This window comes from Nocardia sp. NPDC050718 (assembly GCF_040654235.1).
Taxonomy (GTDB): Bacteria; Actinomycetota; Actinomycetes; order Mycobacteriales; family Mycobacteriaceae; genus Nocardia.
In genome coordinates, this window is the sequence record NZ_JBFAHQ010000004.1 from 386137 (window position 1) to 402333 (window position 16197).

Here is a 16197-nt window from a genome sequence, read left to right on the forward strand (position 1 = left end):
GCGGCCCGCCGGTCGGGGCATACTGCGACCAGACCACACAGCGACCAGCGTGGCACGAGCGCCACGCCGCGGAGAGGACGACGCCGATGTCCGACGGAGGTTCTTTCACCGATCAGTCCGCTGCCCCCGACGAGGAGAGCGCGCCGGGCAGCCACATCATCCGGATCGCCTCGGTCGCCGCGCTGGGTGGTCTGCTGTTCGGTTTCGACAGCGCGGTGATCAACGGCGCGGTGGCCGCGATCCAGGACGAATTCGCCGTCGACGACGCTGTTCTCGGCTTCGCGGTGGCCTCGGCGCTGCTCGGCGCGGCCGCGGGCGCGATGACGGCGGGCCGCATCGCCGACCGGATCGGCCGGATCAAGGTCATGAAGATCGCGGCGGTGCTGTTCTTCGTCAGCGCGGTCGTCACCGCGCTCGCGCCCAGTGTGTGGATCCTGGTGATCGGGCGCATCATCGGTGGTCTCGGCGTCGGTGTCGCCTCGGTGATCGCCCCCGCCTACATCGCCGAGACCTCGCCCGCGCGCATTCGCGGCAGGCTCGGATCCCTGCAGCAGCTCGCGATCGTGCTCGGTATCTTCCTGGCCCTGCTCGTGGACTATGTGCTCGCCGAGATCGCCGGCGGCGCCAGCGAGAACCTGTGGCTGGGCCTCGAGGCGTGGCGGTGGATGTTCCTGTCGATGATGGTGCCCGCGGTCGTGTACGGCGTGCTGGCCTCGACGATTCCGGAATCACCGCGCTACCTGGTGGCCACCCATCGCATTCCCGAGGCCCGCAAGGTGCTGGCCCTGCTGTTCGGCGAGAAGAACCTCGAACTGACGATCGGCCGGATCGAGGACAGCCTCAAAGGTGATGTGAAGCCGTCGTGGAAGGACCTGCGCCGCCCGGCGGGCGGGATCTATCCGATCGTCTGGGTGGGTCTGCTGCTGTCGGTGTTCCAGCAGGCGGTCGGCATCAACGTGATCTTCTACTACTCGAACGTGCTGTGGGAGGCCGTGGGTTTCGAGGAGTCCCAGTCGTTCCAGATCAGCGTGTTCACCTCGGTGGTCAACATCGCCACCACCATCGTCGCGATCATGCTCATCGACCGGATCGGGCGTCGGCCACTGCTGCTGATCGGTTCGATCGGCATGACGATCACCCTGGCCACGATGGCGGTGTGCTTCGGCACCGCCGACCAGGTGGCGAACTCCGAAGGCGCCATGGAGCCGCAGCTGACCGGGGCGAGTGGGCCGATCGCGCTGGTCGCGGCGAACCTGTTCGTCGTGTTCTTCGGCATGAGCTGGGGCCCGGTCGTGTGGGTGCTGCTCGGCGAGATGTTCCCGAACCGGATCCGCGGCGCCGCACTGTCGCTGGCGGCCGCGGGCCAGTGGGCGGCGAACTGGGCGATCACCGTGTCCTTCCCGAGCCTGAAGACGTTCTCGCTCGGCTTCGCCTACGGCATGTACGCGGTGTTCGCGCTGCTGTCGCTGCTGTTCGTGGCACGGTTCGTACGCGAGACCAAGGGCATGTCGCTCGAGGACATGGATGCCGCCACCGGCGTGGACCGGCCCGCGTCGGCGGTGTGATCGCTAGGGCCGCACCATCTGCCGGTAGTCGGCCGGTGTCGCGCCGACCGCCTCCCGGAACGCGCGATGGAAGCCGGACTCGCTGCCGAAACCGCAGGCGGCGGCGATCGCGCCCATCGACTGGTAGCGCTCGCGTTGCAGCAGTTTCTTGGCCCGATCGATGCGGATCACCCGGATGTGCTGGGCGACACCGCCACCGCCGACGATCCGGTAGAGCGTGCGGCGGGAGACCCCGCACGCCTCGGCGACGACGTCGGCGGTGAGTTCGGGGTCGCACGCGTTGGCGCGCAGGAAGTCGAAGACCTGCTGGCGCAGCAGCGCGGTGATCTCCTCCGGCTCGCTCTTGCGGCGGGCCACGGTCGCGACGGCGGCACCGAACAGGCCCAGCGCGTGCGGGACCAGCGGCGCCGCTTGGGCGGGGTCGGTGGCGACGAGGTCGAACAGGGCAGTGAAGCACGAGGTGACCGTCGGTGCGACGGTGCCGGGGCCGAAGGCCTTGGCGGTGAGCGAGCGGGTGTCGGCGACCGAGATCCGGCGGGTGGGCACCTGCACGACCAGTTCCTCGAAGGTGGAGGTCCAGGTCGCGCAGTAGGGGCGGGTGCTGTCGAGGAAGATCAGGTTGCCGGGAGCGGCTTCGACGGTGCGGCCGTCCTGTTCGAGGACCGCGCGCCCGTCGAGGGTGATGATGCCGAGCACGCAGTCCTCGGTGTCGGCGCTCAGGTCGACGTGGCGTCGGCGGGCCCGCTGCGCGTCGGCGCGCACGCGCGAGAGGCCGACGGCGTTCTCCAGCGTGGCGTATTCGATGCGCGCGTTGAAATCCGCGCTGGTCATCGGATCGACCTGCATGCGGAAGTACATCGCGCACACACTGTCGCGCCAGAAGTCGAAAGCCTCCCTGCGCGAGACACTCTCGGTGCTGAGCACCAGGGGAGACAACCTGTCGGCCATCGGCCCAGTATCCATCGGGCAACCGTGCTTGTCGCCCGATCGTGGTGACAGCCACGATCGGGCGCGTGTCGCGACCCGCTCGGTCGCTACATCGTGGCGAACACCCATGTTCGGTGAGCACGGATTAACTGAACGTACGTCCAAATTGGTTAGCCGTTCATGTAAATGCCACCGTTTCGGAAACTACGCCGCCCTAGGTTCGGTGCGCACCTTCCATCCGATGCGCTCGGCGGTGCGCCGAGCGCCGCCCAGCCGGAGATCACACCGCATGCGCCTGCCCCTGTCCCGCCGCACCGCGCCGTTCGTCGGTTCCCTCACCGCGCTCACCGTGGCCGCGGGTGTCCTGCTCGCGCCGGGAACCGCGCAGGCGAGCGCCGCGGACACCCTCGCGGCCACCCCGATCGCCGACGCGACAGCGCTGTGCACCACGGGCGCACCGACCTTCGACGATGTCGTCACGGCGGCCGCGTCGATCCTGCGCGGGATGGTCGGGCCCGCCCAGCTGGCCGCCTACGATCGGCAGGTCGCCGACTTCCGTGCCGGGATCGCCGCCGTGCGCGTGCACCGGGACGGGCTGCCGATGCGACCCGAGCTGGTCGGCACCCGGCCCGCCGAACTCGACGACCCCATCGTCACCTACCTGGTGAACGGCCTCGACGCGGTCCGCACCGGCCGGATCGACCAGACCATGTCGGTCTCGCAGCTGACGGTCGACGACGCGATCGAGGTGTTCATCCTCGCCACCGGCATCGTCAAGATTCCCGCCAAGCTGGCCGCCGGCATGGTCCCCACGGTCGGGATCTTCCTGAAGCCGATCGTCGGCGCCGCGTTCACCGGGACCAAGGCCCTGGCCAGGGCGGTGCAGAATTCGATCGACGCGGGCTGCGTCGCCCCGAACGTGTACCCGCCGCTCGACCTCGGTGCCGCCACCACGGAACCGGTCGACGTTCCCCAGCCGATCGAGGACCTGGCCGCCCTGGTCATGACCGCCGACGGACACTGCACACCGATCGCCGATCTGACCATGGCCGCCGTCGTCGAACGCTCGCGGGCGTTCCTGACCAGCGGTGCCGTGCGGGTCGACCCCGCCGCCGTCGACCAGGCCGCCGCGGACCTGCAGGTGTTCCTGGCCGGCAATCGCGTCGCCAAGGTGATGCTGATGCGCCGCTCCGACGAACTCGGACCGCTGGTCGAAGCCCTCGACATGGGCCCGCTGACCTTCCTGGCCAACCTCGGCGCCGACGTCGCCGCGGGAACCGCGCGCGACACCGTGCCGCTGGCGCAGGTGGAGGTCGAGAACGCGTTCGACCTGGCCACGCTGACCCTCGACATCACCAGCCTGCTGTTCTCGGCGGGTACCTCCGTCGCCGGGTACGCCGGGGTCGCCGACGCGGTCCTCACGCCGCTGTCGATCGTGCAGAAGCTGGCCTTCGCGCCGACCGACTACGGCGCACCGATCGTGCGCGGCGTCATCCAGTCGATGTGCGCGGTGTAAGTTTCCACCGATCCCAGACCAGAAGGTGAGCATCCACGTGTCGCACTCCACCGCAGGTTCCACCCCGGCCGGTATCGGCCGGCGGGAAGTGCTGGCCGGCGCGGCAGGCGTCGTCGCCGGCATCACCCTCGTCGGGCTGACGCCCGCGGCGGCGGTCCCGGCGCAGGTGCCGAAGTTCGCGCCGGGCGCCGGGCGCACCGCCCGGATCCTGATCACCGGTGACGCGGGCACCGGCAGCCGCACCCAGTGGGCGGTGGCCGACGCGGCCAGGGCCTTCCATGCGCGCGAGCCGTTCACGATGGCGGTCGGCCTCGGCGACAACATCTACGAGTCCGGCCCCAACGGCCCCGATGACGTCCAGTTCGCGACGAAGTTCGAGGATCCCAATGCGGGCCTGGACTTTCCGTGGGCGATGGTGCTGGGCAACCACGACACCTCCGCGGTGTTCCCCGGTGACGGCGGCTGGCTGCTGCGCGGCAATCACGAGGTCGAGTACCACGCCAGGTCACGCCGCTGGTGGATGCCGAGCCGCTACTACTCGGTGCGGGTGCCCGAGGAGAACCCGGTGGTGGAGTTCTTCGTGCTCGACGTCAATCCGCTCGCGGCCTACATCCCACCGCTGCTCGACCCGTACTGGTCGGTGGACGGCCAGTACATGAACGAGCAGCGCGCCTGGCTGGACCGGGCGTTGGCGGAGTCGACCGCGCCGTGGAAGATCGCCTGCACCCACCACCCGTACCTCAGCAACGGGCCGCACGGCGACGCGGGCAACTACGAGGGCCTGCCGATCGAGCCGATCAACGGCGTGCACGCCAAGCGGTTCTTCGAAGACCATGTGCTGGGCAAGGTCTCGTTCCTGCTGTCCGGCCACGACCACACCCTGCAGGTGCTCGAACCGACCGCGGCGTCGAAGGGCACCCGGCAGATCGTCTCCGGCGCGGCGGGCAAGACGGCGTCCGGTCAGCCCGCGGCGACCGAGGATTCCGCGCATCCGGCGCTGTTCGAGACCCAGCACGAACTGGGCTTCATGGTGATGGACCTGAGCCAGGAGAAGGTGAACCTGCGGGTCGTCACCGTGGACGCCGCCTCCGGCGCGGGGACCCAGGTCTTCGATCGTCGCCTGGCCTGAGCGCGACCGGTCAGTGGCGCGGGCGCTGCTCGCGCCACTGCCGGGGGCTGGTGCCGTAGCGGGTACGGAACCAGCGGGAGAAGTTGCTCACCGAGGAGAAGCCGAGCAGGTCGGCGACCTCGGTGAGGGAGTGGCGGCGATGGGTGACCAGCCGTTCGGCCAGCGCGGCGCGGGTGTCGTCGACGATCGCGCTGAAGGTGGTGCCGTCCTGGGCGAGCCTGCGGTGCACGGTGCGCCGGTCGACGCCGAGACTGCGGGCCACCTGCTCGACGGTGCAGCGTCCCGTCGGTAGCAGCAGTTCCACGAGTTCGCGGACCCGGTCGGTGACCGTGGCTTCGCGCGTCGGTGTCAGCCTGCCCATCAATCGTTGGGCGTAGGTGCGCAACTGGGGGTCGGCCATCGCGTTGGGGGCGTCGAGATCGGTGCTGTAGGTGAGGATTCCGTCGAAGTCCTGGTCGAACTCCACGTGCGGGCCGAACATCTTGTAGTAGGTGGCGCGGTCGCGGGGCGCGGGGTGGGAGAAGCTGATCTGGATCGGCCGCCAGGTGGGCCCCAGGAAGCCGCGCAGCAGTCCGTGCAGGACGCCGGTGGTGAGTTCGACCGCCTGGCGCACGGGCGCCGGTCTGCCCACGTCGACCGAGACCCGCAGGGTGGCCACCCCGTTGGCCTCGATGATCTCGGTGTGCAGTGCCTCGTTGTACATGTGCTCGTGGCGCGCGAGCAGCCGCAGTGCGCTGCGCACGTCGGGTTCCTCGCGGATGACCAGGCTCAGCGGGCCGAGATTGGCGAAGCGGCGCAGCTGCGCCATCCGCAATCCGAAGTCCTCCCGGCCGGATTCGGCGGCCGAGCGCTCCAGCAGTTCGGCGACCGCCTCGGCCGGGATCCAGCGGTCCTGGGTGCCGAAACCGGCCGGATCGAGGCCGCAGTCGCGGATGAGCCGCGCCGGCTCCAACCCGAGCGAACGAGCCAGGTCGAGGTAGTCGTTCAGCGACGCGTACCGGGACAACGGCTTCACGCCACCACCTCCTCGATGTCCCGAGAGGAATAGTTCTCTGTCCCGTCAGGATAAGCACTGACCGGTGTCCATCCCTACTGTTATGTCCATCACACCGAAGGAGATGCAGTGGCACACGCAATTCGTTTCGCCGAGATCGGCGGCCCCGACGTCATGCGGTGGGAGACCACCCAGGTCGGCGATCCGGGGCCCGGCGAGGTCCGGCTCCGCCACGAGGCCGTGGGACTCAACTTCGCCGACACCTACTTCCGCACCGGTCTCTACCCGGCCGCCCTGCCCGCCGGACTCGGCGTCGAGGGCGCCGGTGTCGTCGAGGCCGTCGGCCCCGGCGTGGCCGGCTTCGCGCCGGGCGACCGGGTCACCTACACCGGCAGCCCGCTCGGCGCCTACAGCACCGAACGGGTCATGCCCGCCGAGCACCTGATCGCCCTGCCCGACGGTATCGCCGCCGACATCGCGGCCGCCACCACCATGCGCGGTCTCACCACCGCCTACCTGCTGCGGCGGATCCATCCGCTGCGCGCGGGCGACACCGTCCTGCTGCACGCCGCGGCGGGCGGGGTCGGTCAGCTGTTCACACAGTGGGCCAAGCTGCTCGGTGTGCGCGTGATCGGCACGGTCTCCAGCGAGGAGAAGGCCGCCGTCGCCCGCGCCAACGGCTGCGACCACGTGGTGATCTACACCAGGGAGGACGTCGCGACCCGGGTGCGCGAGATCACCGACGGCGCGGGCGTTCCGGTGGTCTACGACAGCATCGGCAAGACCACCTACCAGTCCTCGCTGGACTCGCTGGCCCGCCGCGGCCTGCTGGTGTGCTTCGGCACCGCCTCGGGTCCGGTGCCGCCGATCGAGGCGATGCAGCTCGCCGTGAAGGGTTCGCTGTTCGTCACCCGCCCCGCCCTGGCCGACTACATCGCCGACCCGGCCGAACGCGCCGACCTCGCGGGCGAGCTCTTCGGCCACCTCACCGCGGGTCGCCTGCGGGTCGAGATCAACCAGCGCTACGAGCTCGCCGACGCCGTCGCGGCGCACCGCGACCTCGAAGCGGGCCGCAGCGTCGGCGCGTCGGTCTTCACGCTCTGACGCGTCCACCGGAAAGGAACCAGCCATGACCGTCCGTACCGCCCTGCACGCGGTGCCGCTGACCGCGACCATCGGCGCCGAACTGCACGGGGTGAACCTCGCCGAGGTCGCCGCCGACGACGCCCTGTTCGCCGAACTGCGCACGCTGCTGCTGCGCCACAAGGTGCTGTTCGTGCGCGACCAGGACATCACCAGGGCCGAACACGTCGCGCTCGCCGAACGTTTCGGCCCGCTCGAGGACCATCCGGTCGCGGCAGGCGATCCCGACCATCCGGGCCTGGTCCGCATCTACAAGGACCTCGACAGCGCACCCGAGCACTACGAGAACGCCTTCCACTGCGATGCCACCTGGCGGGTGAATCCGCCGATGGGCGCCGTGCTGCGGTGTGTGGAATCGCCGCCGGTCGGCGGTGACACCATCTGGGTGAACATGGTCGAGGCCTACCGGCGGCTGCCGCAGTCGGTGCGGTCGCGGATCGCGCACCTGCGGGCCCGGCACAGTATCGAGGCGAGCTTCGGCGCGGCCATGCTCGAAGAGGACCGCCTCGCGCTGCACGAACGTTTTCCCGATGCCGAACACCCGGTGGTGCGTATTCACCCGGAAACCGGGGAGGAAATTCTGTTCGTCAATTCCTTCACCACCCACCTGGTGAATTATCACACCCCCGAGAACGTGCGATTCGGCGCCGATTACGCGCCCGGCGCGAGCGAACTGCTGAATTATCTGATGCGGCAGGCCGCCATTCCGGAGTATCAGGTGCGCTGGCGCTGGACCGAGAACAGCTTCGCGATCTGGGACAACCGCTCCACCCAGCACTATGCCGTCCAGGACTACTGGCCCGCGGTGCGCAAGATGGAACGGGCCGGCATCGTCGGCGACCGTCCCTTCTGACTTCTTTCTCTTCTTTTCCTTTCACCCTCGCAATTCCGATCGGAGTACCCCCATGCATTTTCACGACGACGCACTGTTCCCCGAGAATCAGGAAAAGCTGGTCATCACCGCCGCGCCGTACGGTCCGGAATGGGAACTCGACGACTTCCGCGAAGACCTCCCGCTGACCATGGACGAACACGTCCAGCAGGCGGTGGACTGCTACGCCGCCGGCGCGACCGTGCTGCACATCCACGTACGCGAACTCGACGGCAAGGGCTCCAAGCGGCTGTCGAAGTTCAACGAACTGCTCGGCCGGCTGCGCGAGGCGGTGCCGGACATGATCCTGCAGGTGGGCGGGTCGATCTCGTTCTCGCCCGAAGGCGAGGGCGCCGACGCGCTGTGGCTGCCCGACGACGCCCGGCACATGCTGGCCGAGCTCGACCCCAAGCCCGACCAGGTCACCATCGCGATCAACACCAGCCAGATGAACATCGTCGAGCTGATGACCGAGGACGACATCGCGGGCACCTCGTTCGAACGGCCCGAGGTATACGAGGCGTACCGGGAGATGTATGTGCCCGCGGGCCCGGCCTGGGTCGCCGAGCACTTGAAGCGCTTGCAGGCCAACGGCATCCAGCCGCACTTCCAGCTGTCGAGTATCCCGCAGCTGGAGACGGTCGAGCGGCTGATCCGGCGCGGGGTCTACACCGGCCCGCTCATGCTGACCTGGGTCGGCATCGGTGGCGGTTTCGACGGACCCAACCCGTACAACATGATGGAGTTCATCCGCCGCACCCCCGACGGCGCCGTACTCACCCTGGAGACGCTGATGCGCAGCGTGCTGCCGGTGAACACGATGGCCATCGCGATGGGTCTGCACGCGCGCTGCGGCAACGAGGACACCCTGTGGGGCCGCAAGGGCGAGCGGATGACCTCGGTCCAGCAGATCCAGCAGCTGGTCCGGATCGCCGGGGAACTCGGCCGCGAGGTCGCCACCGGCAAGGAAGCGCGCGAGATCTACCGGCTCGACGAGCACTACGCCGACGCCGACGAGACGCTGGCCAAGATCGGGTTCGCCCCGAACCGCAAGCCGGGCCAGGTCGGGTTCACCCACCACGCCTGACCCCTCCCGGGGGATCAGCTTCCCCTGTCTCGACAACCCGGTGGACGTCAGCGACGACGTCCACCGGTTCGCAGGAGCACCCATGGACCACACCACGACCGCCGTCGCGGCGCCGTATCGCACCCCGTCCGTCTCCCGTACCTATCCCTGGCTGGTGTTCGCGCTGGCCTTCGGCCTGCTACTGGCCGACTACATGTCGCGCCAAGTGCTCAGCGCGGTCTTTCCGTTCCTGAAAGCCGAATGGGCGCTGTCGGATTCGCAACTGGCGTCGCTGAGCAGCGTCGTCGCCCTGATGGTCGGGCTGCTCACCCTTCCGCTGTCGGTGCTGGCCGACCGGTGGGGGCGGGTCCGAAGTCTCGTGCTGATGGCCCTGGTCTGGAGCGCGGCGACCCTGGTGTGCGCGCTCGCCGACAACTACCCGCAGATGCTGGCCGCCCGCTTCTTCGTCGGGGTCGGGGAGGCCGCCTACGGCAGCGTCGGTATCGCGCTGGTGCTCAGTGTGTTCGCCGCGCGCAGGCACGCGGCGCTGAGCGGGGCGTTCATGGCGGGTGGCTCGTTCGGATCGGTACTCGGCGTCGCCGCGGGCGGCGTGATCGCGGTGCACCTGGGCTGGCGGTGGTCGTTCGCGACCATGGCGATCTTCGGACTGGTGCTGGCGGTGGCGTTCCGGTCGGTGGTCACCGAGGAGCGCACCGCCGGCCACGCCACCGATCCCGCGCCCGAGATCGCCTACCGCGCACCGATCTCGACCCTGTTCACCAACCCGGCGGTGCTGTGCGCGTATGTGGGCAGCGGCCTGCAGATGTTCACCGCGGCCGTGCTGCTGTCGTGGATGCCCAGTTTCTTCAATCGCTACTACGGGCTGGCGCCCGATCGGGCGGCGGGACTGGCGGCGGTCATCGTGACGCTCGTCGGTACCGGCATGGTGGTGTGCGGGGTGATCACCGATCGGGTCGGCCGCGCCGACATGGGCCGCAAATGGGTCACCGCGATCGTGTTCTGCCTGATCTCGCTCGTCAGCCTCGGGCTCGGGTTCAGCCTGGGCACCGGGGTCCCGCAACTGGTGCTGCTCGGGATCGGCGCGTTCTTCTCCGGTGGTTCGGCGGGCCCGACCGTCGCGATGGTCGCCAACCTCACCCACGCCTCCGTGCGTGCCTCCGCTTTCGGCACCCTCACCCTGGCCAACAGCCTGCTCGGGCTCGCGCTCGGCCCGTTCGTGGTCGGCGTGCTTGCCGATCGCCTCGGCCTGTGGGACGCGCTGCGCGTGACCCCGGTGGTGTCGGTGCTCGCCGTCGCTGCCCTGCTGCTCGGCCGTCGCGTCTACCCGCTGGGACTGCGCAAACTCGCCGCCGTCCACGCCGCGGCACCGCACTGACTCTCGTCGACAAGGACAACCACACCGATGAATTCCCTTCCCACCCCGACCGTCGTGATCGTCCCCGGTCTGCGTGATCACGTCGCCGACCACTGGCAGACCCTGCTGGCCGCCACCCTGGACCAGGTGGCCATCGTGCCGCCGCTGGAACACGACGGGCTCAGCCTGCCCGCGCGGATCGCCGCCCTGGACGCGGTGCTCGCCGAGATCGACGGACCCGTCGTCCTGGTGGCGCACAGCGCGGGCGTGATGATCACCGTGCACTGGGCCCAGCAGTCCACCCGCCCCGTGCGCGGCGCGCTGCTGGCGACGCCGCCCGACTTCGAAACACCGCTCCCGCCCGGCTATCCCGCTGCCGCCGACCTCGCCGCGCACGGCTGGACCCCGGTGCCGCGCCGCCGGTTGCCGTTCCCCAGCATCGTCGCCGCCAGCAGCACCGACCCCTTGGCCACCGCGCGCCGGGTGTCCGGCATGGCCGAGGCGTGGGGCAGCAGCCTGGTCGAGCTCGGCGATGTCGGGCACCTGAATCCGGCGGCGGGCTACGGGCCGTGGCCGCGCGCGCAGGAACTGCTCGACGACCTGCTCACGATGACCGACAGCCCGGAGCTCGCCCGATGACGACGGTGTGCGCCACCGCCGCCGACGCGGTCGCCGATATCGGCTCGGGTGCGTCGCTGGCCGTCGGCGGGTTCGGGGTGTGCGGCATCCCGGACGCCCTGATCCGCGCGCTGGCGGCGGGCAACGCCTGCGACCTCGAGATCTTCTCCAACAATTGCGGCACCGACGATCACGGTCTGGGAATTCTGCTGGCGCAGAAGCGGATCCGCCGGGTCACCGCCTCCTATGTCGGTGAGAACGCCGAGTTCGCCCGCCAATACCTGGCCGGGGAACTGGAAGTCGAACTGACGCCCCAGGGCACGCTGGCGGAGAAACTGCGAGCGGGCGGGACCGGCATCCCGGCGTTCTACACCGCCGCGGGCGTCGGTACCCCCATCTCCGAGGGCGGCCTGCCGTGGCGATACCGGGCCGACGGGTCCGTCGCGGTGGCCTCGCCGCGCAAGGAGGTCCGCACCTTCGCGGGCCGCCGCTTCGTGCTCGAGGAATCGATCACCGCCGACTACGCGCTCGTGCACGCGCTGATCGGCGACACCGCGGGAAACCTGGTGTTCAACAAGGCGGCCCGCAACTTCAACCCGCTCGCCGCGATGGCGGGCCGGGTGTGCCTTGCCCAGGTGGAGACGCTCGTTCCGGCGGGCACGCTCGATCCGGCGCAGGTGCACCTGCCCGGGGTCTTCGTCGACCGCATCGTGCACACCGGCCCACAGACCAAACCGATCGAACGGCGGACCGTCTCGTGACCTCGACCGTGACCGGCGGCTGGACCCGCACCGAGATGGCGGCCCGCGCCGCCAGGGAACTGCGCCCCGGGGAGTACGTCAACCTGGGGATCGGCCTGCCCACCCTGATCCCGAATCAGCTACCCGCCGGCGTGGCGGTAACCCTGCACTCGGAGAACGGGATCCTGGGCACCGGCCCCTACCCACGCGCCGAGGATGTCGACGCCGACCTGATCAACGCGGGCAAGGAGACCGTCACCGTCGCCGACGGCGCCGCGTTCTTCGACTCCGCGCTCAGCTTCGGCATGATCCGCGGCGGCCACATCGACACCGCCGTCCTCGGCGGCATGCAGGTCTCGGCCACCGGCGACCTGGCCAACTGGATGGTGCCCGGACAGATGGTCAAGGGCATGGGCGGGGCGATGGACCTGGTCCACGGCGCTCGCCGGGTGATCGTGCTGATGACCCACACCGACAAGGCGGGCACGCCCAAGATCGTGCCGCACTGCACCCTGCCGCTCACCGGCGTCGGCGTCGTGCACCGCGTCATCACCGAACTCGCCGTCATCGACGTCGAACCGTCGGGACTGGTGCTGCGCGAATGCGCGCCCGGCGTCACCGAAGACCACGTCCGCGCTGTCACCGCGGCACCCCTGCACTGAAGAACCCACGATGATGAGGAACCACCCCATGCTGATGAAGTCCCTGGCCGCCGCCGCCCTCACGGTGGTCGCCGCGGCGGGCACCGCGCAGGCCGAACCCACCGGCCCGGCACCGGTCGGATTCACCGCGCACGCCACCGAGTCGGCCTCGATCATCGAGATCGACACCGGCACCCTCACGGTCGAGAACGGCGCGCTGACCGTGCGCACCGACGACGGCACCGTCGTCGCCGCGACACCGCTGCGTTTCGCCGTCGACGACTTCGTCTTCCCGATCGCCGCCCACATCGACGGCCGCACCGCGACCCTGACCCCCGAGCTGTCCCCGGACAAGGCGGTCTACCGGCCGGTCGCGCTGCCGTTCGAGGACAAGGCGCCGTGGAAGACCGAATACGACCGGGAGCAGGCGGCGTGGGCGCGCCTGACCACCACCATCTCCACCGGCGCCGCCGTCGGCACCTTGATCGGCGGACTCGGCGGAGCTGCCGTGGGGTGCGTTCTCGGTGGTGTCGTCGGCGCGACCGTCGCCGCGGCGACCATCATCGGCCTGTTCGGTCCGTTCCTGCCCGCGGCCGCGGTCGGCTGCCTCGGGGGTGTCCTCGCGGTCGGTGCGCTCGGCACGGTGGCGGGTCAGCTGCTGGTGACCGCGCCCGTGGCGATCGGGGCCGTGATCCAATACGTCTCCACGATCACCGCGCCGTTCCCCGCGAAGTAGACGCGGGCCGCACGGTCGCCGGGCAGGGCGACCGTGCGTTCGGCGGCGCTCGGCGCGCGCGAGGGGGATGATCGGGGGATGGGCTTCTACAGCGAGCGGATCCTGCCGCACATCGTCGACACGGTGTGCGGGGTGGCCACCAACGACACCCTGCGCAGGCGCGCCTGCGCAGGTCTGCACGGGGCCGTGCTCGAAGTCGGGTTCGGGTCGGGCACCAATGTGGGGTTCTATCCGGACGCGGTGGAGCGGGTCAGCGGCGTGGAACCGGCCGATGTCGCCTGGAAGATCGCGGCGAAGCGGGTGGCGGAGAGCCGGGTGCCGATCGAACGGGCCGGGCTGGACGGGCAGTCGCTGCCGTTCCCGGACGCGACCTTCGACACCGCGCTCTCGACCTTCACGTTGTGCACGATTCCCGATGTCGGTGCCGCGCTGGCCGAGATCCGCCGGGTGCTCAAACCCGGCGGCACACTGCATTTCGTCGAACACGGGCTCGCCCCCGACGCGTCGGTGCGGACCTGGCAGTACCGGCTCGACCCGATCCAGCAGCGGATCGCCGGCGGCTGCCACCTCGTCCGCGACATTCCCGGCCTGCTCACCGAGGCGGGCTTCGAGACCGCCGAACTCGACCGCTTCTACCATCCGGGCGCACCGAAAGCGTTCGCCGCCTTGTCCTTGGGCGTCGCGCGCTGACAGGATCAGCGCTGGACGCTACGGCGAGGGAAGGACATCCCGGGTGACCGAGCCGCGACGGTACTGGATCGAATTCGACCGAGAAGAGGGCACCGACGCACGGCTCTGGGAGGGCGTCGGCGTGACCGGCTTCGACGTCCCGGACTGCTGGTCGATGCTGGCGGACCTGGTCGGCGACGGACCGTTGCCACCGGTGCGGCGCATCACGGTCGACATCTCCCTGGCCGAGCGACCGCCGGTGAACCGTGGTCTCGGGGTCCCGGTGTGGCGTGGCGTGTGGTACCCACCCGCGAACCTCGGAATCGGGCCGACCCGCGCGATCGACCGCAGGAACGCACCCGCCGACTACCCGGTGCCGGTCACGGGATCAGGACGAGCCACCCGGGGCGCCGAACTGACCTGGTGGGACGAAATCCCGCATATCGAAAGCCTGCGATGGCAGTTGGTCGACATGCACAGTCGCGAGTACAGCCGCGGAATGCGCGAGCGAGCGGCGGCGCTGCGCGCGGCCTGCCTCAGGGATCCCACCACCGGGAGAATGCTGCGTGAAGCGCTCGACTTCATGATCGCGTGGCGCCCGACACCGGACGACTGGTTCGATCCGACCGGAACCGAATTCGCCGAGCAGCGCGACCTCGACGACTACCTGCGGGCCTTCCGCGACTACCTGTTCGACGATCGCCCGGAACCGATCGACCCTCCGGGCAGCGAACCACTCACCCCCGAGGCCGTGGACCAGCTGATCGCCCGCCAGCTGTCGGACGAGCGCTGACACCGGTTGGAATCAGCGCGAACACATGGGTGGGCGGGTCGCCGTCCCGGCGATAGCGTCCCGCCATGACCAGTCAGCTCACCACGCTCAACGACATCTCCGACGCGACCGCGCAGGCGGTGGCGACCGATCCGGCCAACGCGCACTTCGTCTTCCGGGCCGCGGGCGCCCCCGAGGGCACGGTCGGCAGTGTCGTCACCGCGCGCACGCACCGGGTCGTCGTCGACGAACCGGCCGCGCTCGGTGGTGCCGACACCGCCGCCAACCCGGTGGAGGTGTATCTCGCCGCGTTGATCTCCTGCCAGGTGGTCACCTACCGCTTCTGGGCGCAACGCCTCGGCATCACCGTCGACGACCTCGCGATCACCGCCGAGGGCGACCTGGACGTGCGCGGTTTCTTCGGCATCGACGACACGGTGCGGCCCGGCTTCCAGGCGGTGCGGGTGCACGTGCGGATCACCGGCCCCGAAACCGCACAGCGCTACGCCGAACTGCAGCAGGCGGTCGACGCGCACTGCCCGGTGCTGGACCTCTCGACCGGTGCCACGCCGGTGAGCACCACGCTCGACGTCGGCTGAGCGGGAATCCGTTCCAGGATGCCACCGGCGAACACGTCGTAGAGCGGCAGCGTCTCCAGGTGGACGTAGCCGATGTGGCAGTCGCACACCGACAGTGGGCACGGGCGCGGGGTCAGCGCGGCGCGGTAGGAGCCGTCGTAGAGGTTGCCGAGCGGGGTGCGCACGAAGTGGCAGCGGCGGACCTCGCCGTCACCGTCGACCGAGATCACCGACGACCCGGTGCGGCAGGGTGATCCGGCCGAGCGGTGTGGGTGCCTGCTGAACGGGAACAGCGTGTCGATCGCGGTCCAGCGCGCGGCCTCGTCGTCGGTGTAGGTGTGCCCCTCGGCGGCATTGACCCACAGGTACACGTGTTCGGGCAGGTCGGCGCGCAGGCGGCGGGCGTGCGCGAGGTGCTCGGGCAGCCCGACGATGCCGACGCTGAACCGGATTCCGGCCTCGGCCAGCCGTTCGGCCTTGTCGAGGAAGCGTCGATAGGGCGTCTGGCCGGGATGGTAGGTGCACCAGAGGGCGAGGGTGTCGAGGTCGGCGTCGGCGGTCCAGTCGATCCGGCCGCTCAGGTTGGTCTGGATGGCGACCCGGTCGATGTGCGGGCGGTGGGACAGCTCGATCAGTGCCGTCCGGTACCACGATCGCACCAGGCCCTCACCCCACGGCGTGAACAGCACCGACAGCCGGTCCCCGGTCTGCGCGTGCGCCCATTCGGTGAAGCGGCGCAGCGCGGCCCGGTCGGCGCGCAGCTGATCGGTGGAGTCGCGGCGCTTGGCGAACGGGCAGTACGGGCAGTCGTAGTCGCAGGAGGCGAGCGGGCCGCGATACAACAGGGTCAGGTCCAC

At 70.0% G+C, this 16197-nt stretch carries 17 protein-coding genes; 14 read left to right on the top strand and 3 right to left on the bottom strand.

Annotated features, from left to right (window positions below; genetic code table 11):
* Positions 1–86: 86 nt before the first annotated feature.
* Entirely contained in the window at positions 87–1565 is a 1479-nt protein-coding gene (locus tag AB0H54_RS20790; protein WP_357346951.1) for a sugar porter family MFS transporter, read from the top strand.
* A 3-nt stretch (positions 1566–1568) separates the two neighbouring features.
* On the opposite strand, the gene AB0H54_RS20795 is transcribed toward AB0H54_RS20790, so the two are convergent.
* On the bottom strand, positions 1569–2513 hold the full coding sequence (locus AB0H54_RS20795) for an AraC family transcriptional regulator (protein ID WP_357346952.1): 945 nt from the start codon (positions 2511–2513) through the stop codon (positions 1569–1571).
* 268 nt (positions 2514–2781) lie between these two features.
* Here AB0H54_RS20795 and AB0H54_RS20800 point away from each other — a divergent pair, with 268 nt between their 5' ends.
* Together AB0H54_RS20800 and AB0H54_RS20805 are read left to right on the top strand one after the other, a co-directional pair.
* Entirely contained in the window at positions 2782–4008 is a 1227-nt protein-coding gene (locus AB0H54_RS20800) for a hypothetical protein (protein WP_357346953.1), read from the top strand.
* A 37-nt stretch (positions 4009–4045) separates the two neighbouring features.
* Complete coding sequence (locus AB0H54_RS20805; RefSeq protein WP_357346954.1) at positions 4046–5137, top strand: metallophosphoesterase; 1092 nt, start codon at positions 4046–4048, stop codon at positions 5135–5137.
* A 10-nt stretch (positions 5138–5147) separates the two neighbouring features.
* Here AB0H54_RS20805 and AB0H54_RS20810 read toward each other — a convergent pair whose 3' ends face one another.
* The gene (locus tag AB0H54_RS20810) at positions 5148–6152 is read right to left on the bottom strand and encodes an AraC family transcriptional regulator (protein ID WP_357346955.1); all 1005 of its coding nucleotides are present in this window, start codon (positions 6150–6152) and stop codon (positions 5148–5150) included.
* 108 nt (positions 6153–6260) lie between these two features.
* Here AB0H54_RS20810 and AB0H54_RS20815 point away from each other — a divergent pair, with 108 nt between their 5' ends.
* The 11 genes from AB0H54_RS20815 (at position 6261) to AB0H54_RS20865 (ending at position 15361) form a co-directional block, all read left to right on the top strand.
* A complete protein-coding gene (locus AB0H54_RS20815; RefSeq protein ID WP_357346956.1) occupies positions 6261–7235 on the top strand; it encodes a quinone oxidoreductase in 975 nt (324 codons plus the stop codon).
* A gap of 25 nt (positions 7236–7260) precedes the next feature.
* A complete protein-coding gene (locus AB0H54_RS20820; protein WP_355272210.1) occupies positions 7261–8127 on the top strand; it encodes a TauD/TfdA family dioxygenase in 867 nt (288 codons plus the stop codon).
* 52 nt (positions 8128–8179) lie between these two features.
* On the top strand, positions 8180–9232 hold the full coding sequence (locus tag AB0H54_RS20825; RefSeq protein WP_355272209.1) for a 3-keto-5-aminohexanoate cleavage protein: 1053 nt from the start codon (positions 8180–8182) through the stop codon (positions 9230–9232).
* A gap of 82 nt (positions 9233–9314) precedes the next feature.
* Positions 9315–10607, top strand: coding sequence for an MFS transporter (locus AB0H54_RS20830; protein WP_357346957.1), 1293 nt, complete (start codon positions 9315–9317; stop codon positions 10605–10607).
* Between the two features lie 27 nt (positions 10608–10634).
* Positions 10635–11225: an alpha/beta fold hydrolase gene (locus AB0H54_RS20835; protein WP_357346958.1), complete on the top strand. Its 591-nt coding sequence runs from the start codon at positions 10635–10637 to the stop codon at positions 11223–11225.
* Positions 11222–11965 carry a CoA transferase subunit A gene (locus AB0H54_RS20840; protein ID WP_357346959.1) on the top strand — a complete coding sequence of 248 codons (744 nt, stop codon included), beginning with the start codon at positions 11222–11224 and terminating at the stop codon, positions 11963–11965. Before AB0H54_RS20835 ends, AB0H54_RS20840 begins: the two co-directional genes overlap by 4 nt.
* Positions 11966–12000: 35 nt before the next feature.
* Entirely contained in the window at positions 12001–12606 is a 606-nt protein-coding gene (locus AB0H54_RS20845) for a 3-oxoacid CoA-transferase subunit B (protein WP_357347551.1), read from the top strand.
* A 28-nt stretch (positions 12607–12634) separates the two neighbouring features.
* Positions 12635–13321 (top strand): hypothetical protein, encoded by a 687-nt coding sequence (locus AB0H54_RS20850; RefSeq protein WP_357346960.1) that lies wholly within the window; start codon positions 12635–12637, stop codon positions 13319–13321.
* Positions 13322–13399: 78 nt separating this feature from the next.
* Positions 13400–14011 (top strand): methyltransferase domain-containing protein, encoded by a 612-nt coding sequence (locus tag AB0H54_RS20855; protein WP_357346961.1) that lies wholly within the window; start codon positions 13400–13402, stop codon positions 14009–14011.
* A 43-nt stretch (positions 14012–14054) separates the two neighbouring features.
* Entirely contained in the window at positions 14055–14783 is a 729-nt protein-coding gene (locus tag AB0H54_RS20860) for a hypothetical protein (RefSeq protein WP_357346962.1), read from the top strand.
* A 65-nt stretch (positions 14784–14848) separates the two neighbouring features.
* Positions 14849–15361, top strand: a complete 513-nt coding sequence (locus AB0H54_RS20865; RefSeq protein WP_357346963.1) for an OsmC family protein — start codon at positions 14849–14851, stop codon at positions 15359–15361.
* Here the strand turns inward: AB0H54_RS20865 and AB0H54_RS20870 are convergent.
* Positions 15265–16197, bottom strand: a complete 933-nt coding sequence (locus tag AB0H54_RS20870) for an STM4011 family radical SAM protein (RefSeq protein WP_357346964.1) — start codon at positions 16195–16197, stop codon at positions 15265–15267. The genes AB0H54_RS20865 and AB0H54_RS20870 overlap by 97 nt on opposite strands.